This is a genomic window from Billgrantia antri (assembly GCF_019430905.1).
GTDB lineage: Bacteria > Pseudomonadota > Gammaproteobacteria > Pseudomonadales > Halomonadaceae > Halomonas > Halomonas antri.
Window position 1 is genome coordinate 377,905 of record NZ_JAHYCA010000003.1, and the last position, 26,493, is coordinate 404,397.

Below are 26,493 nucleotides of genomic sequence, written 5' to 3' on the forward strand. Positions count from 1 at the left end.
GAGTCCGTCGCATTTTCACATCGCACTACCACAGGCTATCAACCAGATCGTCGTCGCACGTCGTGATCACCACGGTATTGCGCCCATTCGCCTTGGCCTTGTAGCTTGCCTCGTCGGCACGAGCGAGCACGGTATCGGCCGACTCATCGCCCTCCTGAAGCGCCGTGACCCCCATGCTTAGCGTAATGCTGTATGTCTTGTCCTCGTTGGTTACCGTGACCTCGGCCACTGCTCGACGCAAGGATTCAGCAATTTCCCCCGCTTGTTTGAGCGTGCAGCTGGGCAGCAGAACGGCAAATTCATCCCCGCCCTGACGGGCCACATGGTCGCTACGCCGCACTTCCCAGGCCACTACCTGGGCGACACGCCGCAGCATTTCGTCACCCAAAGCATGCCCACCCTCGTCATTGATCGGCTTGAAATGGTCGAGGTCGAACAGGATCAGCACCGAGGGCGTACCGGTCTTTGCATATTCCGCCAGCGCCTCCTCGAGGCGGCGTTCGAAGCCACGCCGATTGAGCAGGCCGGTCAAGGGGTCGTGTTCGGCCTCCCAGCGCTGCAGGGCTTCCTGCTGTCGCCGCTCGGTAATGTCCTTGACCATGCCCACGAAGCCCAGCGCCTGCTCGTTGCCCAGCACCTGGCTGGCATGCACCTCGACCCAGAGAGTGACACCGTTAGGATGGAGAAAGCGCAGCTGGCGCACGAAGTCGCTGCCGGTGGCCAGGGTGTGGCGCCACATGTCTTCGGTGCCCTGCTTATCGGCGGGATGAATACGCTCCCACCATTCATTGGCACTGTACACCTCATTCAAGCCGAGCAGCTCGAGCAGCGCTGGGTTGAGATAGTTGAGATGGCCGTTCAAACCCGCCACGAACATGCCGATGGGCGTCGAACCGAGCACCGCATCGAGAAACGCCTGGCGGTCACGCAAGTGCTCGAGCGCCGCCAGCCGCTCATGTTCGAGACGATTGAAGCTGCTCGCGACCTGTCGCAGTTCATGCATGTTCGTGGATAACTCGAGGTAGCGCCTCTCTCCCGCACCTACCTGGGCAATCTGCTGCTCAAGCCGGTGCAAGGGACGCAGCAGTCGCCTCACCAGTAGACGCATGGTGACCAGCATCAACACCGCCAGTGCCAACCAGGCCCACCACAGCCGGCTGAGAAATTCGCCCAGGGGCTGCTGGATCTGGGCTTGGGGCACCGCCACCTTGACGACCCAGCCGGCCGGCCAAATCTGGCGATACGACACCAGAGCGGTGGCCTCTCCACCAGCCCGGGCTACCGTCTCGCCCTGCCAGCCATCCAGTGCAAGCTGCAGGGCCGCCGAATCATCCTGGGCACCCTCTGGCCTCAACGACGAATGCCGGCGCGGATGAAAGAGCCGCTCCCCCATAGCAGTGAATATCGACACATAACCCTCCTCACCCAAGCGGATCGTCTCCAGACGCTGAAACAGACCGCCCTGGGCGAGATTGATCATACCGCCGACGACACCGTCAAAGCTCCCTCGGTCATCGAAGCGAGGCACCAGCATGAGCACCAGCGAGTCGCCACTCGCCCTTCCGACGAAGGGACGACTCACGTAGGGCCACGGCGAGTGGCGGACCATGCGGAAGTATTCTCTGTCGGCAATTTCCAGCCCGACTCGCCCCGGTACGACGGGCCAGTCGGCGACGACACGACCGTCGGCATCAGTGACCATCAGCCCCTCGAACCACTCCATCAACACCTGGCTGTTCGCCAACCGGGCCTTAAGCTCCTCCTCATCGACCCCACGCAGGCTCCGCTCGAGCCGCTCGAGAGTACCCAACCGGCGCTCGACCTGCCGGGTCAAGTCCTCGGCGATAAGCCGCGACTCATAGCGTAGGTGCGAGAGGTTGGCGTCATCGACGAGCTCCTTGCCAAACTGCCAGGCCAGCAGCAGAACGATACCGACGATCACCAGCCAGGTCATGACCAGCCCGGCGAGGAGGCGCCCCTGCAACGAGCAGATCGAGCGAGTCAGGGATGTAAAAGGTGCCATCACGTGCAATGCAATCTCCCGGATGGAAGTAAAATGGGGCCTGCCGCCTTCGGCTTGACATCGTGTGCCGCCTGTTCCTGGCAGCCCCGCACGCAAGCGGGAAACTACCTTGACTATCGGCATGCCCGAAGCGAACTTGAGCCCTGCAAACGCATCAAACCATGTTACTCAACATGACGTCCCCGTTACTCAACGCAAGCAGGTGCCATCGCTCAAGTCTTGGCGCGAAAAGACGATATAGACATTAGAACGAACCGAATTCAACTTTACCGAAGCCGTTCCGATGACCGAAAAAGGTAACCGCCCCACGGGCAAGCATACGCACGTCCTTGCCCAGCATCCGGCTCGGCTGGTGCAACATGCCTTCGAGCAGAGCCAGAACGGCCTGGTCATTACCGACGGCGATGGCAACATCCTGCTGGTCAATGAGGCGTTCTGTCGGATCGCCGGCGTGGATCGAGCCGAGACGAGCGGCTGGCCGATCGAGCACTTCTACCTTTCCCGGCGTACGCCTTCGCACCTGCCGGTTACCGCCGATACCACGCCGAGCCTGACACACTCCTGGCAGCAGGAGGTACTCTGCCGCAGCACGGAGGGCGAGTCGCTGCCGGTCTTGATGACGGTCGACGCCATGCTCGACGAGCATCAGCAGCCGCGCCATTTCCTGCACACCTTCGTTCAGCTCTTCCGTACCAATGGAAAGATGCTCGATGACCGTCATTGGATCCATATCGACCCCATCACCGGCTTGCCCAACTGGCTGCTGCTGCGCGACCGACTGAGCCATGCCCTGGCCCAGGCCGAACGCGCCGACACCACCTTGGCGCTGCTGTTCATCGATATCGACCAATTCAAGGCCATCAATGATTCCGTGGGTCATTCCGAGGGCGATCGCATACTGGGCGAGCTGGCCCAACGCCTGCAACACGAGGTCCGCAGCAAGGACACCCTGGCCAGACTGGGCAGCGACCAGTTCGTGGTTCTGCTGGAAAAGGACGGGACGCCCGAGGCGGCACAGCTGGTAGCAGAGCGCCTGCATGAGGCGCTGGAACCCCCTTTCGCGTCAGGGGATCGCTACCTGCTGATGACGGCATCGATCGGTATCGCGCTGTACCCCACCGATGCCCAGGATGTCGAGCCGCTGCTCGCGGCGGCTCGCAGCGCCATGTTCATCGCGCGCCAGAAAGGGCCGGGGCGCCTGGCTTTCGTCGACCGTCGACTGACGGCGCAGCTCAAGGAGAAGTACCGCCTCGAGAGCCTGCTCAGCGAAGCCATCCATATGCCGAGTCACCATTTGGAGCTGCACTACCAGCCGGAACTCGACCGTAGCAGCCTTCGCTGCACCGGCCTGGAGGCCATGCTGCGCTGGAAGCGACCCACGCACTGGCAGCACCCGCCCGGCGACTATCTGGATACGATCGCCCGCCTGGGGCTCGGCGTACGACTCAACCGCTGGATGATCCAGACGGCTATCGCCGACCACCGCCGATGGCATGACAGCGGCACGGCCCTCGGCAAGCTTCCCGTTTCCATTCAGCTCTGCGAGTCGCACCTGGCACAGGACACTTTCGACCACCGACCGCTGGACCACTTCCTGCGGCACCAGGGTGCCGACTCCTTCGAGTGGCTGACGCTGAAAGTGCCCGCCCAAGGGCTTGGCGGTGAGCTGGACAAGGCTACCCACCTACTCAAGCGAGTCGAGCGACTCGGCATCCGCCTTACAGTGGAGGGCTTCGGCAGCCAGGCCGTGGACCTGGCCTGGCTGTCGCGCCTGCCCTTTTACAAGGCTACGGTCGATGCCCGACTGCTCGGGATGCACCATGAAGGACGGCGACTGCTGGAGGCCTCGTGTCGCATGCTGAATGCCCTGGACATCGAGCCAGTGCTCGTGAGCATCGATGAAGGCAGCTTGGCGGCCGGCCTGGAGGGGATATCCGCACGCCTCGTACAGGGCGATCTGTATAGTCCGGCCATGCCGGCAGACGCACTGGAACGCTGGCTTGAAGCCCACGGGCCAGGCGGTGATTGACATGGCCTGGGGCCACGCCATTGCCGCTCCTAGCCAGCTGAATCGTCCTTCGCCAGGTCGAGCGCGTCGGGGAATGACGGAGGAAAGGCCGTAAGATAGGCATTACTGACCCGCAACACCCGGGTATCGTCATGCTTGCCACCCGCCAATTGGAACCCAACCGGCAGACCACACGGTGTGAAGCCACAGGGAACGGATGCCGCGGGCTGCTGGCTGAGATTGAAGGGGTAGGAAAACGGCGCCCACTCCTCCCAGTCGCGCATGCCGGCATCGGGCGGCACGTCACGATTGAGGGGAAAAGGACGAACCGCCACCGACGGCGTCATGACCAGGTGATAGCGCTGATTGAAGTGTTCGAGTCTCTCGGTGAGACTCGCCCTTTCCTTGAGCGCATAGAACATGTCCAGCGCACTCAGCCGTTCGGCTCGCTTCGCATCGGCCACCAGTCCTGGATCGAGCAGGCGGCGCTGCCGCTCGCCGTGCTCGCGATACACCGCCAACGAAGCGGTAAACCACAGCGTATTGAAAATGCGTATGGGCGATTCGAAGCCGGGGTCGACCTCCTCCACCTCGGCCCCGAGTTCCTCGAGACGACGGGCCGCTCTGCGTACGCATTCGATCACCTCCGGCTCCACCCGGGCGTAGCCTAGCGTAGGCGAAAAGGCGATACGCATGCCCTCCACGCCTTCGCCAAGCTCCTCACCCCAGTCCTGGGGCTGCCCACGCAGGGCATAGGGGTCACGATAGTCGTAGCGCCCAATCACGTTCAGCATGCGTGCTGCGTCGGGCACGGTTCGAGTCAACGGTCCCAGGTGAGAAAGAGAGGCCTCCTTGGAGCGCGGCCACTCAGGCACCCAACCAAAGGTAGGCTTGAAACCGAACACGCCACAGAACGACGCAGGAATGCGGATCGAGCCTCCTGAATCGCCCCCTTGGTGCAGCACTCCCATGTTGAGGGCCGCCGCCACCGCCGCGCCGCCCGACGACCCACCCGGCGTCAGCCCGGTGTGCCATGGGTTGGCCGTCGCACCGAAGATGCGGTTGTCGGTGATGGCTTTCCAGCCGAATTCCGGCGTGTTGGTCTTGCCCAGGATTACTGCTCCCGCTTCACGCAACATGCGCGCCGGCGGAGAGTCCCTCTCGCACGGGGCGGCCGATTCCGTCAGCGATCCCTTACGCGCCGGCAGACCGCGTGATTCGGTCAGATCTTTCAACGAGACGGGAACACCATCGAGATGGCTGAGCGGACGACCTTCCCGCCAGCGCCGGGTCGACGCCTTGGCGGCCGCCTCAGCCCCCTCCCTGTCGATCACCACATAGGCATTGACGACGCCATTGAAGCGGTCGATACGCTCGAGCGCGGCCCGTGTTGCCTCCAAGGGGGAAGCTACCCCGCTCTCGAAACACTGGCGAAGCTGCCCAGCATCCATGGTGCCAAGATCGGTGTCGCTCACAAGAACCTCCCTTTTTCCAGTGAGACCTTTATGATTGTGGAAAACATTCATCCTGAATGGCAAATGGCGGTAGCTCAGCTGCTCCGGCCTTCTATGCATGAGGCAGGCCCGTGCACCAAGCCAGCGAAGCGACGGCCGCACATGAGGTAACGGCGCTGCAACGGTTTGCCCATAACGTAGTCGACCGCGCCCCAGAAGACCTCGACATGGACCGGCCACTTTGTAACCCTTCGTTCTAAGGGTCTAACCTTGATTTACAAAAGCAAACGAAAACAAGGTGAAGACAATGAACAAGGTATGGGTGATCGTCGCCTGCATGGCTGGCATCGGCCTCGGCCTCGGCCTCTACCTGCTCGACGATGCAAGGGACCGGGCAGCGCGCATGAGCCCGGATGAACTGACGCCGGAGCAGCAGCGCTATTGCGAGAGTGTCGAACAGTGGTACCGTGAAGAAATGCTGGACGTCGCCCCCAAGTGGAGGCTCGGCCACCCCGATGAACAGGGCACCTACACCCAGTGGTGTACGGAAAGATGACACGAAAAAGCCGCCTGGAGTAGTACTCCAAGCGGCTGATTCATCGAAGCTTGTTGGTGGAGCCTAGCGGGATCGAACCGCTGACCTCAACACTGCCAGTGTTGCGCTCTCCCAGCTGAGCTAAGGCCCCACTTGTCTCGACCTTGCGAGAACGAGGAGAATCATACCCGTCACGGCGCACATCGTCAATAGGCAGGTGCAACGTATGCTTTGCGTTGAGAGAAAGCGGGAATCGGGATGCCTGTTCAATTTCCCTTGCCTTGCGAGTATGGCAAGCTTGCACTTGGATGCCGAAGACTCGGCGATCAAGAGCCCAACCTGAGCTCAAGCTCCGTGCGACTCTGCTCGTCGCCGCCAGCTCTCCGCAATGACGAGGAATGTCAATCTTGATCAAGGTGCTCATTGTCGACGATCATCACCTGGTTCGCACCAGTCTTGCTCGCTTGCTCGAGAACGAAGAGGATATCGACGTGGTGGGCGAGGCAGCCAGCGGTGAGGAAGCCATTACCCTATGCCGCCAGCTCGAACCGGACGTGATACTGATGGACCTGCGCATGCCGGGTATCGGCGGCCTTGAAGCAACCCGCAAGATCATGCGCAACAATACCGACGTACGCATTCTGGCACTGACTGGCTTCATGGAGGACAACTTCGCACAGCGCATGCTCGACGCCGGTGCTGGCGGCTTCATCAGCAAGGACACCCAGGTACCCGATATGGTCGACGCCATCCGCAGTGTCTTCGCTGGGCACCGTTACATCAGCCCTGACATTGCCCAGCGCCTGGTACTCTCCCGTTTCGACTCGGAAGAGAACCCATTCGACAAGCTCTCACAGCGAGAGCTGCAAGTGGCCATGATGATCGTCAATTGCCAACGAGTATCGGAAATCTCCGACCGGCTATTTCTCAGCCCCAAGACCGTCAATACCTATCGTTACCGGATCTTCGAGAAACTCGGCATTGAGACCGACGTCGAGCTCACCCATCTGGGGCTGAAACACGGCCTGATCGAAGGGTTCGACACCGCCAACTGAGAAGAGGCTTCTGGTACCCTATTGCCTCCCTGCAAGACAGCCAGAGCGCCATGACCTTCGATCCGCGGCAATTCCTTGCCAACCTCACCCAAGCCCCCGGCATCTACCGGATGCTTGACGAGCACGGCGACACTCTCTACGTGGGCAAGGCCAAGCGGCTCAAGGCTCGTCTGGCCAGCTATTTTCGCGGCGCCCTCAATACCAAGACCCAGGCCATGGTATCGCGCATCGCCGATGTCCAGGTCACGGTGACACGCAGCGAGATCGAGGCCCTGCTGCTCGAGCAGACCCTGATCAAGGAGCTGCGCCCGCCCTATAACATCCTGCTGCGCGACGACAAGTCGTACCCCTTCGTATTCGCCAGCGACCGCCACCCCTACCCCGCGCTCGAGTACAAGCGTGCCCGCCGGCGGCATGACGACGGGCGCTATCTCGGCCCCTATCCAAGCAGTGGTGCGGTACGGGAGAGTCTTTCCCTGATGCAGAAGATCTTCCGCATACGCAACTGTGAGGACAGCGTCTTCGCTCATCGCACGCGCCCCTGTCTGCAGTACCAGATTCAACGCTGCAGCGCTCCGTGCGTGGGGTACATCAGCGAAGCCGACTACCGGCGCGACCTGGAGCACGCCATCATGTGCCTCGAGGGACGCAGTGAACAGGTCACCCAGGAGCTGACCGACGCCATGGAAGCTGCCAGCCGCGACCTGGCCTTCGAGGATGCAGCCCGCCTGCGCGACCAGATCCAGCACCTGCGCCAGCTCCAGCATCGCCAGTTCGTCGATACCGAAGGGGGCGACGCCGATGCCTTCGCCCTGGCCGAGCGCGAAGGCGCATTGTGCATCTCGGTGCTGGCGGTGCGTCAGGGGCGGCTATTGGGAGCACGCCACCATTCGCCTGACAATGGCCTGGGCCTGGAGACCGCTGATCTGCTAGGCGAGTTCGTCAGCCAGTATTATCTTGGTCAGGATCGTGAAATCCCTCGCGAAGTCATCAGCAGCCTGCCGCTACCCGACAGCGAGATCCTGGAAAGCGCCCTGAGCCGTCGCGCCGAACGGCGCGTGCGGGTGACCCACAAGGTGCGTGGACACCGAAGCCAGTGGCTCGAACTGGCGCGCACCAATGCCGAGCAGCAACTGGCCAGCCGACTGGCCAGCCAGAGCGAACTCGATCGCCGCTTCGATACGTTGCAACAGACTCTTTCTCTGGAGGCGCCCGTCGAGCGACTCGAGTGCTTCGATATCAGCCACAGTCATGGCGAGGCCACGGTCGCTTCGTGCGTGGTTTTCGACCGCAACGGCCCGCGCAAGTCGGACTACCGACGCTTCAACATCGAGGGAGTGACGGCCGGAGACGACTACGCGGCCATGCGCCAGGCGCTGGATCGGCGCTTCCGCCGCCTCGCCGAGGGAGAAGGCATGGCACCGGACATTCTGCTGCTGGATGGCGGCAAGGGGCAGCTCAACCTGGCCCGCGAAGTCATGGCCGAACTGGGGCTCGACAACATCCGCCTGCTGGGCGTGGCCAAGGGCACCACCCGAAAAGCCGGCCTCGAGACACTGTTCATCGAGACGGTTGATCGCACCCTCGACCTGCCGGCTGCCTCCCCGGCGCTGCACTTGATCCAGCATGTTCGTGACGAAGCTCACCGCTTCGCCATTACCGGGCATCGCAACCGGCGCGACAAGGCGCGACGCAGCTCCGCCCTAGAAGAGATCGACGGTATCGGCCCAAAGCGGCGCCGGGAACTGCTGCGATTTTTCGGCGGGCTACAAGGCGTCAAACAGGCCAGCCGCGAGGAGCTCGCCCGCGTTCCCGGCATCAGCGCCACCCTGGCCGAGACGATTCATCGCTCGCTGCATGGATGATGGCGTCCGGTACAGATAGAATGAGCCCTCTTCGGCACTCTGATCCAAGGCAAGGACCCCCCGTGAAATGAACATCCCCAACATCCTGACGCTGGCCAGAATCGCCTTCATCCCGCTGCTGGTGGTGTTCGTCTATCTTCCCTATGCCTGGAGCATGCCGGTTGCAGCGGGCCTGTTCGCCCTGGCTTCGGTGACCGACTGGCTCGATGGCTATCTGGCACGGCGCTGGAATCAGTCCACTCCCTTCGGCGCTTTCCTCGACCCGGTGGCGGACAAATTGATGGTCGCCGTCGCCCTTGCTCTGCTCATCGAGCGCTTCGATACCATCTGGCTGACGCTGCCGGCACTGGTGATCATTGGCCGCGAGATCGTGATCTCGGCGCTGCGCGAATGGATGGCCGAGATGGGCAAACGCAGCAGCGTTGCCGTCTCCTGGCTGGGCAAGGTCAAGACGACACTGCAGATGGTCGCCCTGCTGCTGCTGCTGGCCTTCCCCCCCGGTACGCAGCTCTCTTTACTGGGTATTGCCACCCTGCATGTCGCCGCGATCATGACACTATGGTCAATGCTGTTGTACCTTCGCGCCGCCTGGCCCCATCTGTCTCGCTCGATGTGACCGAACGGCATCCAGCGCCAACAAGTGATTGACACCAACGAGCTTATCCGTATAATTCGCACTCGAGTCGAGCGGGAATAGCTCAGTGGTAGAGCATCGCCTTGCCAAGGCGAGGGTCGGGAGTTCGAATCTCCTTTCCCGCTCCATCCTCTTTGGACATACAAGAGGCAAACGACTCATCGAGGCTGGATGGCAGAGTGGTCATGCAGCGGACTGCAACTCCGTGTACGCCGGTTCGATTCCGACTCCAGCCTCCATTTCCTTATCCCCTTGTCAGCTGCCTACTCGAAACCGTGCCGCCCGGATGGCGAAATTGGTAGACGCAAGAGACTTAAAATCTCTCGGTGGCAACACCGTGCCGGTTCGAGCCCGGCTCCGGGCACCAGGCTCTTCGCCGTCCCCCTCGCTTCCCTATCCTGTTGGACACCAATGCGGCATGCTGGCTGATGCAACAGGCCTCAGCGAGAGTGCGCATGTCTCCAACTCGTCCGACTCGTAGCGAACATGACGTTCTGGTCATCGGCGGCGGCGTTGCCGGCCTGACCCTGGCCCTGCATGTCGCCGAGACGCGCCGCGTAACCCTGGTTCGCCCTGCCAGCGATGATCAGGGCGCCAGCCGTTGGGCCCAGGGCGGCATTGCCGCGGTGCTCTCCCCCCAGGACAACTTCGACGCGCACGTCGCGGATACGCTGGTGGCGGGAGATGGCCTTTGCGACGAACGCGCCGTGCGCTTCACCGTCGAACAGGGACCTGGCGCTATCGAATGGCTACTTTCCCTCGGCGTGCCGTTTACGCGTGACCACAGCCCAAGCGCCAGCTATCCCTACCACCTGACCCGGGAAGGAGGGCACGGCGCCCGCCGCATTATCCATGCCGAAGACGCCACCGGGCGTGCCGTACTCGACACCCTGAAGACCCACGTCGAGACAAGCCCGGCAATCACCATTCGCGACGATCTCGTCGCCATCGGCCTGCTGGCCGATGCGGAGCAACGCTGCCGTGGTGCTCGCTGCCTCAACGAACGAGGCCAATTGCAAGAACTGCTGGCCGGCGATACGGTACTGGCGACCGGCGGCGCCAGCGGGCTCTATCGCCACACCACGAGCCCGCACCCGGCCAGCGGCGAAGGCATGATGATGGCCGCCGAGCTAGGCGCCGAGCTGATGAACCTCGAGTTTCAGCAGTTTCACCCGACCTGTCTCTACGACCCGGACGGCCCGCCCTTCCTGATCAGCGAAGCGGTTCGAGGTGAAGGTGGACGGCTTTACAGCACGGATGGACGACGCTTCATGCCCGAGCTCGATGAGCGTGCGGAACTGGCGCCCCGCGACATAGTCGCTCGCGCCATCGACGCCGAGATGCAGCGTACCGGCTCGCCGCACGTCTGGCTGGACGTGACCCACCTCGGCGAAACGGCCATACGCCACCACTTTCCGACGATCCAAGCCCACTGCCTGAATCGCGGGCTGGACATTACCCAAGCACCAATACCGGTCGTGCCTGCCGCTCATTACAGCTGCGGCGGCATTGCCACCGACCTCGACGGCAGCTCCAGCGTGCCGCATCTTTACGCCGTTGGCGAAGTCGCCTACACGGGACTCCACGGCGCCAATCGCATGGCCAGTAACTCGCTGCTGGAGTGCCTGGTCTATGCACGCAGCTGTGCTGCCACGCTGGCAGTCAGCCACGCCCCCGCGACCTCCCCCCTGCCAACGGCAACAAGCGTAGACAGGGAACAGCTGGAAACCCAGCGCATCCAGCAGTGGCGCACGACCATGCGCGACATCATGAGCCACCACGTGGCCATCGTCCGTCGCGACGCAGGGCTCGAAGCCGCCGCGCGCAAGCTGAGCGAGCTGAGCCGAGAGGTGCATGCCGCCATGGTGCAGGCCGCACCCGACACGTCGCTGGCAAGCTTATGGCACGCCGTGAGGCTGGCTCGCCTGACCGTACTGGCAGCCCGCCAACGCCGCGAGTCGCGCGGCCTGCATTTCAACCCCGACTGCCCGCACCATACCGAAAGCGGCCTGACGCCCAGCCCATCCCGCCTGCGACTGGCTGACCTTGCCACCTGAACCTCTTTCCCCGCGCAAGCTCCGCGATAGGTTAGCGAGCCAGGGCGCGCCTCACTTGGCGCAACGACTCGCGCGAGGCACTGTCGGGCCATAGCCAGGTCCGGCACTGGTCAATGTCCAGCGCAATCAACCAAGGGCCGAGGTAGACGCAACGCAGCCTGACGGGAACGGCTTCGGCGGCCGCCTCCCGCCGCCATGACCAGCGCCAGCCACCGTCGGTTTCCGGCTGCATCAGCAACTCCCCCCGTGGTTGACCCCGCCAGAGCCACACACCAAGCCCCAGGAGCCACGCTACGGCCGGCAGCGTCAGCCAGGCGGGAGCATGGACAAGCACGGCGCCAGTAACCGCCAGCGCCAGTAGCCACTGACAGCCCCAGGCCAACCTAGACGGGGCGACGCGGATCGTTGTCGGCGTTCTCGGCATGTTCCTGAATCAACGCCACGATGCGACGAAACGGCGGCTCGGGCTCCTCGCGCTGCATCAGCCAGGCGAACAGGTCCTGATCCTCGCCCTCGATCAACGCGCGGTAGGCTGCCTGATCGTCGGCACCAAGCTGATCGTAGCAGTGTTCGAGAAAGGGAATCAGCAGCAGGTCGAGTTCCCACATTCCGCGCCGGGAGTGCCAATAGAGCCGCTTGCGCAAGGCAGCAGCATCGGGAGTATTCGCTTCGCTCAACGTCGACCTCGATGGTAGAAAGAATGAGTCACCAGTATACCGGAGCCGCCGAAATGGGGCAGCGCTTCGCCCCGCACTGCCTCTATTCTCTTGACCATGGTCGTAGTGCGTTGTTTTATCTCGGTTTGAGCAGTATGCTGACGGGAGAACAAGAATGCCACCCAGGTCCCACCGGACCAGGATACGCCTGGAGATGACCCGATGACCAAATCCGAGTTGATCGAACAGATCGCCATGCGCCAGCCCGAGCTCTCGATCAAGGAAGTCGAATCTGCGGTTCGCCTGATACTCGACGATATCACCGACACGCTGGCCGAAGGCGGACGGGTCGAAATAAGGGGATTCGGCAGCTTCTCCCTGCACTACCGGGAGCCTCGCGTAGGGCGTAACCCCAAGACCGGCGAACCGGTCGCACTGGAGGGCAAGTTCGTGCCACACTTCAAACCTGGCAAGGAGCTCCGCGAGCAGGTCAATGCCAGCCGCGCCCTCGGTTATTAATACTTTCGTCATTTACAAGGGAAAGACACATGCGTTGGCTCAAAGGCCTGATCCTGGCCATCATTCTGCTGGCGGTTCTGCTTGTCGGCATTCTTTTCGCCGTCAACAACCAGCAGACGGTACCACTCAACCTGATCTGGATAGAGCTGCCGGCCATTTCGCTCTCGGTCTGGCTTCTGGTCGCCCTGGTCAGCGGCGTGGTGCTGGGCATGCTGGCGATGACTGGAGTCTGGCTGAGACTGCGCACCGCACTCTCCCGTGCCCAGCGCTTGAATCGACAGCAACGCAAGGAACTCGACCGACTGCGCGTTCAGGAGCTCAAGGAACTGCCGTAAATGCCTGATGCCCTGCTGCTTGTGATGCTGGTGGCTGCCGTTGCCATTGGCTGGTGGCTAGGTCGCCGTGAGCGCCAGGGCAGCCGCGATCTCGCACCACCGAACACGCTGTCACGGGATTATTTCGTCGGTCTGAACTACCTGCTCAACGAGCAGCCCGATCGCGCCATCGAAACTTTCGTCAGCGCACTGGAAGTCAATAGTGAGACCATCGATACCCACATAACCTTGGGCAACCTGTTTCGCACTCGCGGCGAAGCCGACCGCGCCGTCAAGATTCATCAGAACTTGCTGGCGCGCCCCACCCTGACGGCACTACAAAGCGAGCAGGTGCAGCTAGAACTGGCGCGGGATTTTCTTCATCTGGGCTTATTCGACCGCAGCGAGCGACTGCTTCAGCAACTCATACAGGACGCCAGCCATGACGACTTTCGTCATTCCGCCAAGCGCCTGCTGGCAGACCTTTTCGATCGCGAGGGAGAGTGGCAAGCCGCCTTCGACGTGGCCTACCCCGGCCTGACTCGTCAGCACGATGACATCCGTCGGGCAGCCGCCCACTGGCTATGCGAAATGGCCGATCAGGAGCGCCATTCGGCCAGCCCGGGACTGGCTCGCAAGCACCTGCGCCGGGCGCTGTCCATCGACCCTCGCTGCGTTCGCGCCAACCTCCTGTTGGCAGCGCTGGCGCAGGATACTGGACACTATCGCGAAGCCATCCGCATCCTCATGCGCATCCCCGACCAGGATATGGACATGATGCCGATCGTCCTGGAACCGCTACACCATGCCTACTCGATGATGGATGACGAGGCGGGCCTGGTGAATTGCCTGGAACGATTGCTTGAACGAGCCCACGTGACCAGCCTGATCATCCTGCTGGCGGAAACACAGCGCAAACGCCTAGGACTGCAGGTAGCCATCGAGCTGGTTAGCGAACAGCTCAACCGCGCGCCGAGCCTGGGTGCACTCGACTACTTGCTGGATCTCTACCAGCAACAGCAGCAGGAGCAAGGCCCTCCCGACAACCGGTTGCAGCTGCTCAAGCAACATACCCACACCCTGTTGACGGCACGTCCCAAGCATCGGTGCCAACGCTGCGGCTTTGCCGGCCAGCCGCTCCACTGGCAGTGCCCCAGCTGCCGGAGCTGGGGCACCACGCGTCCCATCACCGGCATCGAAGGGGAATGAGGCTGCTCAACGCGCAGCCAGCTCCTGCTCGATAGCCGCCAGGGCCGCCATGGGATCGTCCGCCTGGGTCACCGGCCTGCCGACCACGAGGTGAGTGCTTCCCGCCGCCATTGCCTCCGCAGGCGTCATCACGCGACGCTGATCGCCCGGCTCGGCAAAGTGAGGTCTGATCCCTGGGGTCACCTTGAGGAAGCCGTCGCCGCAGAGCTCGCGTAAGCGAGCCGCCTCCTGTGCCGAACACACCACCCCATCCATGCCGCTCTGGCGCGCCAACAGGGCCAGTCGCTCGACATGCTGCGCCGGACTTGCATCGATGCCCACACCAGCGAGATCGCTTGTCGTCATGCTGGTCAGCACCGTCACGGCGATCAGTTGGGTGGACAGACCGTGGCGGTCCAGTCGCTCACGTGCCGCTTCCATCATGCGCTTGCCGCCGCTGGCGTGCACGTTGACCATCCAGACGCCCTGCTCGGCGGCCGCCTGAACGGCTCCGGCCACGGTATTGGGGATGTCATGAAACTTTAGGTCAAGAAAGATTTGGAAACCACGGCCGTGAAGCGCATCGATCACCTCCGGCCCGCTGCGGGTAAACAGCTCCTTGCCCACCTTGACTCGACAGCGCTCGGGATCGAGCCGGTCGGCCAGGCATAGGGCAGCATCGAGAGAAGGGTGGTCGAGAGCAATGATAAGCGGCGAATCGCTGGACACGTTCAAGAACTCCGGCTGCATGTGGGTAGCGCGAGTATACCAGCCATGCGTAGTTCACCGTTCTCTCCACCCTGAACTATGCTCTTACCTAATATGAGCACGCCATGGCATGCACGATAGACACAGATCGCTTCCAGCCTTCGCGACACTCAACTCAGCTGTGCCATGCATGCCCCCTGCCTTGAGGACCAGGAGGTTTCCATGACAAGTGAGCAACGCATAGCGCCTATCGCCCTGCCTGACAACCGAGCCCAGCGGGTTCTGACGGCGCTGCTGGAGGGTTCCGGCGTAACGCTCAATGGCGAGGCTCCCTGGGACCCGCAGATTTATCATCCCGACTTCTGCTCGAGAATTCTGCGTCAGGGCTCCCTGGGTCTGGGGGAGTCTTTCATGGACGGCTGGTGGGAATGCGAGCAAATCGACGAGATGGCTTGCCGCCTACTCCAGCACGGCCTGGGAGAGCGAGCCCGCCCCCCCGCGGATCGCATCATGTATCGCCTCCAGGCAGGGCTGCTCAACCTCCAGAGCAAGGCCCGCGCCTATATCGTCGGCGAAGCGCATTATGACCTGGGCAACGATCTGTTCGAGCGTATGCTCGACCCCACCATGTGCTACTCCTGCGGCTACTGGAAGGATGCCAGGACGCTCCACGACGCTCAGCTCGCCAAGCTCGAACTGGCCTGCCAAAAACTCGAGTTGCGCCCCGGCATGCGCGTGCTGGACATCGGCTGCGGCTGGGGCAGCTTCGCCGAGTATGCGGCCCGTCATTATGACGTCTCGGTGACCGGCATCACCATCTCACGCGAACAAGCGGAGCTGGCCAGGAAGCGCTGCGCAGGGCTGCCCGTCGAGATCGAACTGGAGGACTACCGTGAGTTGACCGGCTGCTTCGACCGCATCGTTTCCATCGGCATGTTCGAGCACGTGGGGCACCGCAACTATGCGATCTATTTTCAGACCGTGGAGCAACTGCTGGCCGAAGGAGGGCTCTTTCTACTGCATACCATTGGCTCGAACAGCTCTGAGATCAGCGTCGATCCTTGGATCGATCGGTATATCTTTCCCAACGGGGTGCTGCCCTCGGCACGCCACATCGCGGAGGCCAGCGAAGGCCTGCTGCTGATGGAGGATTGGCACAACTTCGGCCCCGACTACGACAGGACACTGATGGCCTGGCGCGACAATTTCGACGCCCACTGGCACGAGATCGCCGATCGATACAGCCAGCGCATCGAGCGCATGTTCCGCTACTACCTGTCGGTATGCGCCGGCGCCTTTCGTGCACGTGACCTTCAGCTCTGGCAGGTCGTCTTTTCCCGCGGAAGGAAGGCTCGCTACGACGCGCCGCGATGACGGCCACGCTGCGTGTGGCTTTGTCTTACAAGCTGTATAGCCAATCTCTTACAGCTTCTGCTAGATGATTTACGCACTGTTACAACGTATATTAGACATTCTCTCAACGGCTCCCTTGTACAGGTGGCGCTTCCCACGGAAGCCATGCCTGTCCGTGACGTGATACCGAGCCGTGACATAACAACATCAGGACTATGCCTGTACGCAGCAGGCCACAAGGGATGCCCGCATGCCTGAAGAGAATGCCATGACGGGAGGGGAGCTGAATGAGCCGATCAGCATGCGCGACTTCACGGAACGCCTGCCCGGCGTCGTCTTTCAGTTTCATCGTGACCATCACGGGCACATGCATTTCCCCTACCTGGCCGGAAGCGGCACCGGCCTGCCAGGAATTGACCGCGACGCCTTGAACCAGGACGCTCGTCATATGCTCGACCGCCTGGATGAGGAAGACTATCCGCGAGTGATGGCTGCCATCGAACGCTCGGCTCGCTGGCGCATTCCCATCGCCACCAAGTTTCGCATACGCCTGTCGAGCCGCCGCTGCCGCTGGGTCGCGCTCCGCGCCCAACCGGAAGATGCGACGACTGGTGTACTCTGGTACGGCCTGATGATCGACATCACCGAGCAAATGGCCGAGGAGGCCCGATTGCGCCGGCTCTCGGATACCGATGACCTGACCGGCCTGGCCAACCGCCGCAGGCTGATGACCCGGCTGGAGGAAGAGATCGCCAAGTGCAACCGGCATACCAGCCCGCTCTCCCTGATGCTGATCGACCTCGACCATTTCAAGCGCATCAATGATACCTGGGGCCACCTGCAGGGCGACCAGGTTCTCGCCGAATTCGCCAACCTGTGCCATGAACTGCTGCGCGAGGAAGACGTCATTGGCCGGCTCGGCGGCGAGGAGTTCGCCGTGCTGTTACCTCTGACCCCCCTGGTCGCCAGTCAGCCGCTGGCCGAACGGCTGCGCCACGCCATTGCCACGCACGACTTCGGCATCGAGGCAGGCCAGGTCACCGCCAGTATCGGGCTTGCCGAGTACCGTCTGGGGGAGTCGAGGGACACGCTGATCGGCAGAGCCGACCGCAGTCTATACGCGGCCAAGCATCAAGGTCGAAACCGCGTCATCAGCGGCTGATCGCGCCACTGCCCGCCGACACCTCAAGTGGCAGAATGCGTAAGGCAGTGGCATCATGTAGAGGATGCGGGCCGTACGATAACGAGGCCCGGCGTCGCCACGATCACCCACTTGCCGCCAGACCGACGAGGTAGCGAAATACATGTTCGAACATATTGAGCGGGTTCCCGGGGACGCCATCCTCGGCCTGATCGAAGCCTTCAAGAAGGATACCAATCCCGAGAAGGTCGATCTCGGTGTCGGCGTCTACAAGGACGCCCAGGGCAATACCCCGGTGATGCGCGCCGTCAAGGAAGCCGAGGCCCTGCTGCTCAAGAACGAAACCACCAAGACCTACATCGGCTCCCATGGTGCACCCGAGTATGGCGAAGTGATCCTGCCGATGGTGCTGGGCGAAGGCTCGCCGGTACTCGAGGCCGGTCGCGCCAGCGCGACACAGTCACCGGGTGGCACCGGCGCACTGCGTCTGGCCGCCGACTTCATCAGCACCCAGCTCCCCGGCAAGGGCATCTGGGTCAGCAACCCTACTTGGCCGAACCACCACGGTATCTTCACTGCCGCCGGTATCGAACTGCACAAGTACCCCTACGTCGACGCCGAGAACCGCCTCGACTTCGAAGGCATGCTGGCAGCGGTCAAGCAGATTCCCGCCGGCGACGTCATCGTGCTGCATGCTTGCTGCCACAACCCCACCGGCTTCGACCTGAACCGCGAACAGTGGCAGCAGATCCTCGAAGTGGTTCGTGAGCGCGGCCTACTACCCCTGATCGACTTCGCTTACCAGGGCTTCGGCGAAGGTCTCGAGGAAGACGCCTACGGCGTTCGCTTGCTGGCCGAGAACCTGGACGAGGTAATCATCACCAGCTCCTGCTCGAAGAACTTCGGTATCTACTGCGAGCGTACCGGCTGCCTGATCATGGTGGCGAAGAACCACGAGCAGATGCAGAACATCCGTTCCCAGGTGGCCATCGTCGCCCGCGAGAACTACTCCAATCCGCCGGCCCATGGCGGAGCCATTGTCAGCGAGATCCTGCACTCCGCCGAGCTTGCTGCGCTGTGGCGCGAGGAGCTCACCGAGATGCGCGACCGCATCAACACCCTGCGCCGCGATTTTGTCGAGGCCTTGAAGCCCTATGGGCTTGACCAGAAGTATGCCTGCGTGGCCGAGCAGCGCGGCATGTTCTCTTATACCGGCCTTCAGCCGGAGCAGGTCGACCGCCTGCGCGACGAGTTCGGCATCTACATGGTACGTTCGGGCCGCGCCAACGTGGCCGGTTTCTCCCACGAGAACCTGCCCTACCTGGCCAAGGCCATCGCCGCGGTCAACTGATCGAGTACGGTAAGTCGCCAATGCTGCACCCCGGTATATCCGGGGTGCAGCGTTTTTTGTCTTGTTGATAGCCTCACGACGTCATGCGCCCTGGCCACCAAGCACAGGGCGAATGTTCTCGATCAGGTAGCGGTCATCGAACCCGGCCTCCTGGGTCAAGGCCTCCAGGTCCGGCAAGGTCACCTTGTGTCGATTACGTATGACCAGGCCATCTTCACTCAGGGCAGTAAAGGTTCGGCTGATATGCACCGGGCTGAGCCCCAGCAGATCGGCCAGGATCTCCTGTGACATCGGCAACCGAATACTATCGCTGCCATGGGCATGGGTCTGCTTGAGGCGCTGATAGATTTCCAGCAGAAAGTGCGCCAGTTTCTGACGAGCGTTGCGGCGTGCCAGATTCACCAGGCGCTCGGTAATCAAGATCTGCTGGCGGCTGGCCACGGCAAACAGGATCGAAGTGAGGGTAAAGGATTGACGAAAAATGTTGACGAGGTTGCAGTGGGGAAAGAAGCAGACTTCGCCATCCTCGACCATCTGCACCCCGGCCAGCCGCTGCGTGAAGGCAAACTCGCGCAGCCCGATGATATCGCCCGGCAGATAGATTTCGAGGATCTGTCGCGTACCGTTCTCCAGCTCACGGTAGGAGAATGCCCAGCCAGCCTTGAGCGTACAGAACTCGTCGGCCTCATCCCGCTCCTCCCACAGCACGGTGCCCGCCCGCACCCGTGAGGCGCTGTCTTCGAGCGTGGCTAGCAGTGCCTTGTCCTCCTCGGACAGAGGACTGTAAAAATTGAAGTGGCGAACGATACAGCTCTCGTCTAGATCCATCGATCAATCCCCTGTCTGCATGGGCGCCTACGCGTCTCTCCCGCATAGCGCAACGAAATCCACGAAAATTGTCCCATCATACCGCGCTAGCCTTGCGACATACGACAAAGGCAGCCTTGACCAAATAGTCAAGCAGTGGTCACACTGAGCCTGCCTTGACTACAACCCCAACACACAAGAGGCTCATCATGGCGGCTTCCCCCGTACACTATCCCTGGTACAAGAAGGAGGACACCGATGCCTTCTTCGCCCTCTTCCAGAACAATATCGCCAACTTCGTCATCATCGCCATCACCATGCTGGGTATGGGCTTTCCCGCTTCCATCGTCTTCGGCCAAGTATTGCCGGGAGCTGCAGTGGCGGTGATGGTCGGCAACTTCTACTACGCCTGGTCGGCAGCACGCCTGGCACGCAAGGAGAACCGCGCCGACGTCACCGCGCTCTCCTACGGCATCTCCACGCCGGTGATGTTCGTCTTCCTGTTCGGCGTACTGCTACCTGCCAAGCAGCTCACCGGCGACGCCGAGCTGGCCTGGAAGGTGGCGGTGGCGGCCTGCTTCATCAGCGGTGCCATCGAGGCTGCGGTCAGCCTGATCGGCCGCTGGGTCCAATACCATTTGCCACGCGCCGCCATGCTCGGGGCAGTGGCGGGGGTTGCACTGACCTTCATCGCCGGCGAGATGCTGTTCAAGACCCTGGAAATGCCCGTGATCGGCCTGCTGGTCTTGGCAATCATCATCGTCGGCCTGGTGGCCCGCGTCAGCATGCCGTTCCGCCTGCCTACCTCGCTATTCGCCATCGTCATCGGCACCGCCATGGCCTACCTGATCGGTGATGCCGGCGGCGAGCGTTTCAGCGACGCCTTTAACCACCTGGGGTTCTATCCGCTGCTGCCCAACCTAGCCTGGTTCGAGGGGCTGGGACTGCTGTTCACCGGCATGTTGGCGGTGCTCACCGTGGTGCTGCCAATCACGCTGTATAACGCCATCGAGACCATGAACAACGTCGAGGCCATGGAGGCCGCGGGCGACAAGTATGACGTTCGCGAGTGCCAGGCCGTGGATGGTGCCGGTACCATGATCGGCGCATTGTTCGGCGGCGTCTTCCCTACCACCGTTTATATTGCCACCGTGGGCGCCAAGTGGATGGGAGCGGGACGCGGCTACAGCATCCTCAACGGTGCCGTCTATGCCGTTGCCACAATGTTCGGCCTGATCGCCGCGCTGGCAGCCATCATCCCCGTCTCGGTGGTCGCACCGATCCTGGTCTTCGTCGGCATGTCGATGATCGCCACCGCCTTCCAGAGCAATGACACTCGCTACTACCCGGCGGTGGCACTGGCCATGCTGCCCTACTTCGCCAATTACGTGATGACACGCTTCAACCGGGCCGCCGAAGAGACCGTCACGGGCATCTCCTCGGGTGTCGTGCCGATGGGCCAGGGGGCCATGTTCATGGCGATCTTTATCGGTGCCATGACGGTGTCGGTCATCGACCACCAGTTTCGTCGCGCCGCCATCTTCGCCGCGGTGGCAGCCGCCTTCTCCTTCGTCGGCTTGATGCACGCCCCGAAGCTGGCCGTAAACGCCGCCTGGGACTTCACCCTCGGCTACCTTGTGATGGGCGTGCTGTTCCTCTATTTCGCATGGCAGCAGGAGAAGCTGGCAATCCCCCATGCCTCAACGACGAGGGCCGCCGCAACCCCTCAGCCGCCAGCAGCCGACTGAGGCACAAAGCACCGGGGGCGCAGCTGCGCCCCCGGTTTCCTTACCTGGCTCCCTCAGAATATGTTGAGAGCAAACGCATCCCTGTTCAATTGGCGTCGATGGTAGTATCGGCTTCCGTCTCGCCCTCTGCCGTCCCCCTGATGCGCTCACGATTCTGTTCGATCCGCTCCTGGGCAGGCTCGGCAGCTTGCTCCATGGCACGATCCAGCCCAGGTGCTTTCGGATCGTCGGCTTCAACCTCGGTCTCCGTTTCCGCATCGGCGTCCATGTTGGTCTCCGCGTCGAGCTCATCCGTGGACTCCGTCTCGATGTCACCGTCAAGACTGCTCTCGGCATCGCCATCGAGAGAACCATGGGTCGTATCGCCTTCGGCGCTGGCATCGGTGTCGCCATCGACACCGCCTTCGGCACCGCCATCCAGGCCACCCTCGGCACCGCCATCAAGGCCACCCTCGGCACCGCCATCAAGGCCACCCTCGGCACCGCCATCCAGGCCACCCTCGGCATCACCGGCCTGGGCCAGCAACATGGGAGACGATTCGCTGGCCACTCCCAACGACACCGTGGGGGAAACATTATCGCTCTGCCACGTCTCACTCTCGGCATGAACGGTCGCGCCGGCCAGGCCGGCAAAGATCAAGGCCATACTGGCAGTCAGTGTCTTGAGCTTCATAGCGCCTCCTTGTCCCCGCCTCCTTGGGGGTGGTTCGGTCAAACTCCTGATGAGCGACTCATCAACGATACCGCTCATACCCTGCCTAGCGAGGGGTATGCCATGCCAAAAATAAAACTAGAAAAAACAGTTAATTGAAAAGGCACGAAGTTCATGCAGCTGCTTACAGCTGATTAGGGCAGCCTCGATCCGTCGCAATGATGAGACAGGACAGATGTGAGGCTTGCCCACAATATTCGCCCCGTGATACGGAGGATAAGTAGGCGCAGCCCCTGTCTCCATTTCGCGACTTCATACCACGAGCGCAGCAGAAGCCGGCCCCTACCGACGCAACGAGGCCCTGCCGATCGCTCGACAGGGCCTCGTCGATACCCACCCGTGCGCTACGTCATGCAGCGTCAAGGGAGACATTCAGACCGCTCGGGTCGATGATGTATCACGCCATTCGGTCAGGGGCGAACAGCAACAAGCCGCCGCTGACTTCTCCCGATACCACAGCGACTCCCGTACGAGAGTCGCTGTGCAGGCAGCCTTATTCCGCAGGCTGGGCCGGCTGGCCCTGCTGCTGCATCTGGTTCTGCAGGTCCAGCATCTGCTGCTGTTGTTGGGCAATCGCATCGTCCAACTGCTGACGCTGCTCATCGGTGAACACTGACTCGATGCGAGACTGAAGCAATACCGTCTCGGCCGTGATCTCGCCGGTCAGGTCGCCTAGCCGCGAGGCATCTTCACGAATCTGGTTCTCGTCGTAGTCGGGACCGACATGATCCCCAAGGCGCGCCTGAAGCGCCTGGGCTTCCTGCTCCTTGGGCGCCAGCTGACGCTCAGCCTCATCCAACAGGCTACGGATCTCCTGCTGCTGGTTCTCGTCCAGGTCGAGCAACTGATCGAGCTGGTCCACCTGATCCCCCTGGGGCGGGGCCTGCATCTGCTGTGCCGACACACCGCCGGCAATACCCAGGGTGAGCGCGATCGTTGCCAGAAACTTGGTGAGCTTCATTACGTACTCCATTCCATCAGAGTTGCTTTCATGACCCGGAACGGTCGAGCCACTACGTCCTAATCCTGACAGCGGAACAGGCGTCAGGTTCGCTCACGGGACAAAAGTTTCGACTCGTATCGGGAGCAGGCCTCGCTTCGCGCCAGCATGCGCCGCATCAGTTGCCAGGCAACCACTCCAGCCAGCACGTTGCCCAACGCCGCTCCTATAGCGAGCCCCGGCAGGCCGGCAAGCGAAGCTCCCAGCCAGAGAAACGGCAGATAGCAGAGGAACAGCCTAGCCATCGACATCAGCATGGCCCGCAGCGGCCAGCCCAGCGCATTGCCGGCGGACACTACCAGCATGCAGACGCCGAGAGCGGAATAGCTTGGCAGCAGAAAACGAATCAGCACCGCCAGATCGTCACGCACGTCAGGACTGCCCGCCAGCAGCTCAGCAGCCCAGGGCGAAAACAGCGCCAGAATGATACCCAGTGCGAGTTGCCACCCCACCACGAGCCGCAGCGCCAGGCGCACCAGTTGCCTGATCTGCGTCCAGTCGCCGGCACCATAGCAGCGCCCCAACCAGGGGGGCAGTGACATGGTCATGGCCAGCACCACGACTAGCGCCAGCGTTTCGAGCCTGCTCGCCAGGCCCCAAGCAGCCACGGAAGACTCACCGAGACTCGCCACCACCGAAACGGCAAGCATGGCTGCCAGTGGAGGCATGAGCTGGCTGATCATTGCCGGCCCGGCAATGCCGACGAAGGGACGCGTCGAAACCGCCAACTCCCGCCTGAGTCCACTGCACGCCAACCAGTCGTTCTGAAGCAGCCGCTTGGTGATCAGCAGCAGCCCACTGGCGAAGGCGATCGCCGTGGCCCAAGCTGCACCGGGCAGACCGAGCCCCTGCCAAGGGCCGAAGCCGAAGATCAGCAGCGGATCGAGCAGCAAGTTGACGAGACTGGTTATCACCATCATCTTGCCAGGCAGTCGCGTATCGCCGTGAGCACGAAACAGACTGTAGACGAAGTAGAGGAGCGCCCCCAGCCAAGCGGCAAGCAGTTGCGGTGCCCAGTAGTGGCGGATTAGTTCTCGTGTTGCCGCATCGGCACCCAAGCGAGAGAAAATAGGCGACTGGGCCCACCACAGCATCGATGCGAGCAGAGCAATGATGGCACCGCCCACCATCAGCACCAATGAGCCAAGGCGCCGCGTCCTTTCAATTTCGCCGGCACCCAGCGCACGCGAAATCAACGCAGCAATGGCGATGCCAAGCCCCACCTGCACGCCGATGATCAGGAATGTCAGGGGGAAGGTGAACGACTGGGCTGCCAATGGCGCCGTGCCCAGCCGAGCGACGAAGGCACTGTCCACCAGTTGGAAGCCGAGCAGTGCCAATACCCCGATGGTCATAGGCCAGGTCTGACGCCAGAGTGCCGGGCCCAACCGAGACATGGCGGCATCGCGAGAGAAAAACGGTATCACTGCAATAATGTCTCCAGATCCATATCGATAGCAGAGGGTGCTCGTCGCTCGGCCTCGATGTCATCGAGACGAACATCGACACAGAACATGACGGGATCTGCGGTGAATTCGTCGAGCATCACGTGGTAGGAGTAGACAGGCACCGGACACCCCTGCTTGTCCTACAGCACCAGGCGCCCAGGTGGTATGGCCTTACCTTCGCATAGCCATGCCGTGTGGTCCCGTATCACCTGCGCTTGCATGGGCTCGGGAATTATCAGCTCTTCGAGGGGACGACCGGCAGCCTCTTCGGCCTGGTAACCGTACAGTCGAACACTTTCCGCATTCCAGTAGATGACCCGCCGATTGCGGTCATAGCCTTGGACCGCGACATTCGGCAGGCTTTCCAACAGCACCCTGAAACGTGAGTCACCCTGGCAATCGTTGTTAGCTGAGCGTGAACGGAACCTTGATAATTGCCACAGGCAACGGAAAGAACTGAGCAAATGACGCACCTGCAGGCTCCCTGACCGAGTTAAGCCTGCATGGTACTAGAGTTCAGCGACAATCTCGTATCGGCTTGCATGATGAGGCCCTCGGCTGTTCCGAGGGCCTCATCACGACGGCGAGCGCTCTGTTACTGACGCACGCCCTCGAAGGTAACGTAGAGTTCCAGCTCGTGCATCGCTTCGGGGAAGTCGCTCATGTCGATGCCGAAGTCGGCCAGGGTCAGCGTCGTCGATCCCTCGAAACCGGCACGGTAGCCGCCCCACGGGTCCTCTCCCTCACCCATCAGGGTGACCGGCATCTCGATTTCGTGGGTCTCGCCGTGCAGGGTCAGGTCACCGGTCAAGACACCCTCGTCCTCACCATTGGGCGTGAAGCCGGTGGAGACGAAGGTGGCAGTCGGATACTCGTCGGCTTCCAGGAAGTCGCCACTGAGGAAGTGCTTGTCACGTTCGGCATTATTGGTGTTCAAGCTATCCACCTGAACCTCCATTTCGACGCTGGATGCCTCGAGGTCCTCGGGGTCGTAGTGGAAGCGGCCATCGAACTCCTCGAAGGTGCCGAGAATGTAGGAGAAGCCGAGATGGTTGATCTTGAACTGAATGAAGGCGTGCTGCCCTTCGGTATCCACCACGTAATCGTCGGCCAGCACCGGGGCGGCGACGGCCAGGGAAACGGTGCCAAAGGCAGTAGCGAGTGCGGCTTTCTTGAACATCGAGTCTCTCCTTGGTTGAGCGCCCACAGGCGCTGGCGTTCAACGGCGACGCGTACGTGCCGGGTTCAACATGCGAATGAGAGTATCGTGGCGATCGAGGAAATGGTGCTTCAGTGCCGCCAAGGTATGGCCCGCCGCCAGCAGCATCAGCGCCACGGCGCTGTACCAGTGGATATCGCCGGCGATGCTGGCCTGATCGGGCAGGTGACTAATGAAAGCGGGCACCTCGAACCAGTCGAAGACGATAATGCCACGCCCTTTGGCAGTGGAGATCAGGTAGCCGCTGATCATGACGCATAGCATCAGCACATAAAGTGCGAGATGGCCCACGTGCGCGGCGACACGCTCCACGCGACTACCATGGCCGAGGGGACTCGGCTGGAGCAGGCGCCACAACACGCGCAGCAGCGTAGCGAACAGCAGCAGCATACCAATGGAGCGGTGCCACCACGGAGCACGGTTGTACCAAGGGTCGTAGTAGCCCAGGTCCGTCATCCACCAACCGAGCAGGAACAGGCCCACGATTGCCAAGGCGCTGGCCCAGTGAAGAAGTATGCTGACCAGGCCCCAGCCTGAGCGGGTGTTGCGCCACATCTCGTCGCTCCCGTTGAGCTTCGCCGTCGATGAAAGGCAGCATACCGTAACGATTGCTCAGGATGTGCTGAAAAAACCGAACGTTACATTCGTAAAAATTCCTTGCTCGAGGGCCTGGCGCGCCTTCGCCGCGCCAGACGTTT

The 26,493-nt window shown here is 61.9% G+C and carries 26 protein-coding genes and 4 tRNA genes; 16 read left to right on the forward strand and 14 right to left on the reverse strand.

Going from position 1 to position 26,493, the window contains the following annotated elements; translation table 11 throughout:
- Positions 1-25 precede the first annotated feature (25 nt).
- Complete coding sequence (locus tag KPL81_RS09740) at positions 26-2,023, reverse strand: sensor domain-containing diguanylate cyclase (protein ID WP_219792194.1); 1,998 nt, start codon at positions 2,021-2,023, stop codon at positions 26-28.
- Positions 2,024-2,306: 283 nt separating this feature from the next.
- Here KPL81_RS09740 and KPL81_RS09745 point away from each other — a divergent pair, with 283 nt between their 5' ends.
- A complete protein-coding gene (locus tag KPL81_RS09745) occupies positions 2,307-4,052 on the forward strand; it encodes a putative bifunctional diguanylate cyclase/phosphodiesterase (protein ID WP_219791725.1) in 1,746 nt (581 codons plus the stop codon).
- Between the two features lie 29 nt (positions 4,053-4,081).
- Here KPL81_RS09745 and KPL81_RS09750 read toward each other — a convergent pair whose 3' ends face one another.
- Positions 4,082-5,506, reverse strand: coding sequence for an amidase (locus tag KPL81_RS09750; protein WP_219791726.1), 1,425 nt, complete (start codon positions 5,504-5,506; stop codon positions 4,082-4,084).
- 286 nt (positions 5,507-5,792) lie between these two features.
- Between KPL81_RS09750 and KPL81_RS09755 the strand changes: the two genes are divergently transcribed.
- The gene (locus KPL81_RS09755) at positions 5,793-6,041 is read left to right on the forward strand and encodes a hypothetical protein (RefSeq protein ID WP_219791727.1); all 249 of its coding nucleotides are present in this window, start codon (positions 5,793-5,795) and stop codon (positions 6,039-6,041) included.
- A 54-nt stretch (positions 6,042-6,095) separates the two neighbouring features.
- Here the strand turns inward: KPL81_RS09755 and KPL81_RS09760 are convergent.
- Positions 6,096-6,171, reverse strand: a tRNA-Ala gene (locus tag KPL81_RS09760).
- 256 nt (positions 6,172-6,427) lie between these two features.
- Here KPL81_RS09760 and uvrY point away from each other — a divergent pair.
- From uvrY to nadB, 7 genes are all read left to right on the forward strand, one after another.
- Positions 6,428-7,075, forward strand: coding sequence for a UvrY/SirA/GacA family response regulator transcription factor (gene uvrY, locus KPL81_RS09765; protein ID WP_209478637.1), 648 nt, complete (start codon positions 6,428-6,430; stop codon positions 7,073-7,075).
- A 50-nt stretch (positions 7,076-7,125) separates the two neighbouring features.
- A complete protein-coding gene (uvrC, locus tag KPL81_RS09770) occupies positions 7,126-8,940 on the forward strand; it encodes an excinuclease ABC subunit UvrC (protein WP_219791728.1) in 1,815 nt (604 codons plus the stop codon).
- A gap of 67 nt (positions 8,941-9,007) precedes the next feature.
- Positions 9,008-9,556, forward strand: a complete 549-nt coding sequence (pgsA, locus tag KPL81_RS09775; protein ID WP_219791729.1) for a CDP-diacylglycerol--glycerol-3-phosphate 3-phosphatidyltransferase — start codon at positions 9,008-9,010, stop codon at positions 9,554-9,556.
- A gap of 71 nt (positions 9,557-9,627) precedes the next feature.
- Positions 9,628-9,702: transfer RNA gene (locus KPL81_RS09780), tRNA-Gly, on the forward strand.
- A gap of 37 nt (positions 9,703-9,739) precedes the next feature.
- Positions 9,740-9,813 (forward strand) — tRNA-Cys (locus KPL81_RS09785).
- 41 nt (positions 9,814-9,854) lie between these two features.
- Positions 9,855-9,941 (forward strand) — tRNA-Leu (locus KPL81_RS09790).
- Between the two features lie 88 nt (positions 9,942-10,029).
- Complete coding sequence (gene nadB / locus KPL81_RS09795) at positions 10,030-11,631, forward strand: L-aspartate oxidase (protein WP_219791730.1); 1,602 nt, start codon at positions 10,030-10,032, stop codon at positions 11,629-11,631.
- 31 nt (positions 11,632-11,662) lie between these two features.
- Here nadB and KPL81_RS09800 read toward each other — a convergent pair whose 3' ends face one another.
- Both KPL81_RS09800 and KPL81_RS09805 read right to left on the reverse strand, forming a co-directional pair.
- Entirely contained in the window at positions 11,663-11,863 is a 201-nt protein-coding gene (locus tag KPL81_RS09800) for a hypothetical protein (RefSeq protein WP_219791731.1), read from the reverse strand.
- A 151-nt stretch (positions 11,864-12,014) separates the two neighbouring features.
- A complete protein-coding gene (locus KPL81_RS09805; RefSeq protein WP_209472750.1) occupies positions 12,015-12,308 on the reverse strand; it encodes an FAD assembly factor SdhE in 294 nt (97 codons plus the stop codon).
- A gap of 201 nt (positions 12,309-12,509) precedes the next feature.
- Between KPL81_RS09805 and KPL81_RS09810 the strand changes: the two genes are divergently transcribed.
- The 3 genes from KPL81_RS09810 to lapB are packed head-to-tail and all read left to right on the forward strand — an operon-like array spanning position 12,510 to position 14,329.
- Positions 12,510-12,806 (forward strand): integration host factor subunit beta, encoded by a 297-nt coding sequence (locus KPL81_RS09810; protein ID WP_086508802.1) that lies wholly within the window; start codon positions 12,510-12,512, stop codon positions 12,804-12,806.
- 29 nt (positions 12,807-12,835) lie between these two features.
- A complete protein-coding gene (locus tag KPL81_RS09815) occupies positions 12,836-13,141 on the forward strand; it encodes a LapA family protein (RefSeq protein WP_209472752.1) in 306 nt (101 codons plus the stop codon).
- The gene (lapB, locus tag KPL81_RS09820) at positions 13,142-14,329 is read left to right on the forward strand and encodes a lipopolysaccharide assembly protein LapB (protein ID WP_209472754.1); all 1,188 of its coding nucleotides are present in this window, start codon (positions 13,142-13,144) and stop codon (positions 14,327-14,329) included. It begins immediately after the preceding gene.
- A 6-nt stretch (positions 14,330-14,335) separates the two neighbouring features.
- On the opposite strand, the gene pyrF is transcribed toward lapB, so the two are convergent.
- The gene (gene pyrF / locus KPL81_RS09825) at positions 14,336-15,037 is read right to left on the reverse strand and encodes an orotidine-5'-phosphate decarboxylase (RefSeq protein ID WP_219791732.1); all 702 of its coding nucleotides are present in this window, start codon (positions 15,035-15,037) and stop codon (positions 14,336-14,338) included.
- A 201-nt stretch (positions 15,038-15,238) separates the two neighbouring features.
- On the opposite strand from pyrF, the gene cfa reads away from it, so the two are divergent.
- The 3 genes from cfa (at position 15,239) to KPL81_RS09840 (ending at position 18,861) form a co-directional block, all read left to right on the forward strand.
- Complete coding sequence (cfa, locus tag KPL81_RS09830) at positions 15,239-16,390, forward strand: cyclopropane fatty acyl phospholipid synthase (protein WP_219791733.1); 1,152 nt, start codon at positions 15,239-15,241, stop codon at positions 16,388-16,390.
- A 229-nt stretch (positions 16,391-16,619) separates the two neighbouring features.
- Positions 16,620-17,531, forward strand: coding sequence for a GGDEF domain-containing protein (locus KPL81_RS09835; RefSeq protein ID WP_209472761.1), 912 nt, complete (start codon positions 16,620-16,622; stop codon positions 17,529-17,531).
- Between the two features lie 142 nt (positions 17,532-17,673).
- Complete coding sequence (locus KPL81_RS09840; protein WP_219791734.1) at positions 17,674-18,861, forward strand: amino acid aminotransferase; 1,188 nt, start codon at positions 17,674-17,676, stop codon at positions 18,859-18,861.
- A gap of 81 nt (positions 18,862-18,942) precedes the next feature.
- Here KPL81_RS09840 and KPL81_RS09845 read toward each other — a convergent pair whose 3' ends face one another.
- The gene (locus KPL81_RS09845; RefSeq protein ID WP_219791735.1) at positions 18,943-19,689 is read right to left on the reverse strand and encodes a Crp/Fnr family transcriptional regulator; all 747 of its coding nucleotides are present in this window, start codon (positions 19,687-19,689) and stop codon (positions 18,943-18,945) included.
- Positions 19,690-19,877: 188 nt separating this feature from the next.
- Between KPL81_RS09845 and KPL81_RS09850 the strand changes: the two genes are divergently transcribed.
- Entirely contained in the window at positions 19,878-21,416 is a 1,539-nt protein-coding gene (locus tag KPL81_RS09850) for an NCS2 family permease (RefSeq protein WP_219791736.1), read from the forward strand.
- A gap of 85 nt (positions 21,417-21,501) precedes the next feature.
- On the opposite strand, the gene KPL81_RS09855 is transcribed toward KPL81_RS09850, so the two are convergent.
- The 7 genes from KPL81_RS09855 to KPL81_RS09880 all read right to left on the reverse strand — a co-directional run bounded on the left by KPL81_RS09855 (position 21,502) and on the right by KPL81_RS09880 (position 26,350).
- A complete protein-coding gene (locus KPL81_RS09855) occupies positions 21,502-22,089 on the reverse strand; it encodes an MSCRAMM family adhesin SdrC (RefSeq protein ID WP_219791737.1) in 588 nt (195 codons plus the stop codon).
- Between the two features lie 532 nt (positions 22,090-22,621).
- Positions 22,622-23,089, reverse strand: a complete 468-nt coding sequence (locus tag KPL81_RS09860; RefSeq protein ID WP_219791739.1) for a Spy/CpxP family protein refolding chaperone — start codon at positions 23,087-23,089, stop codon at positions 22,622-22,624.
- Between the two features lie 83 nt (positions 23,090-23,172).
- A complete protein-coding gene (locus KPL81_RS09865) occupies positions 23,173-24,525 on the reverse strand; it encodes an MATE family efflux transporter (RefSeq protein WP_219791740.1) in 1,353 nt (450 codons plus the stop codon).
- 26 nt (positions 24,526-24,551) lie between these two features.
- Positions 24,552-24,698 carry a hypothetical protein gene (locus tag KPL81_RS20615; protein WP_240549162.1) on the reverse strand — a complete coding sequence of 49 codons (147 nt, stop codon included), beginning with the start codon at positions 24,696-24,698 and terminating at the stop codon, positions 24,552-24,554.
- Between the two features lie 18 nt (positions 24,699-24,716).
- A complete protein-coding gene (locus KPL81_RS20620; RefSeq protein WP_338035605.1) occupies positions 24,717-25,049 on the reverse strand; it encodes a PAS domain-containing protein in 333 nt (110 codons plus the stop codon).
- 122 nt (positions 25,050-25,171) lie between these two features.
- The gene (locus KPL81_RS09875; protein WP_219791742.1) at positions 25,172-25,756 is read right to left on the reverse strand and encodes a YceI family protein; all 585 of its coding nucleotides are present in this window, start codon (positions 25,754-25,756) and stop codon (positions 25,172-25,174) included.
- Between the two features lie 39 nt (positions 25,757-25,795).
- The gene (locus KPL81_RS09880) at positions 25,796-26,350 is read right to left on the reverse strand and encodes a cytochrome b (RefSeq protein WP_219791744.1); all 555 of its coding nucleotides are present in this window, start codon (positions 26,348-26,350) and stop codon (positions 25,796-25,798) included.
- Positions 26,351-26,493: the final 143 nt, after the last annotated feature.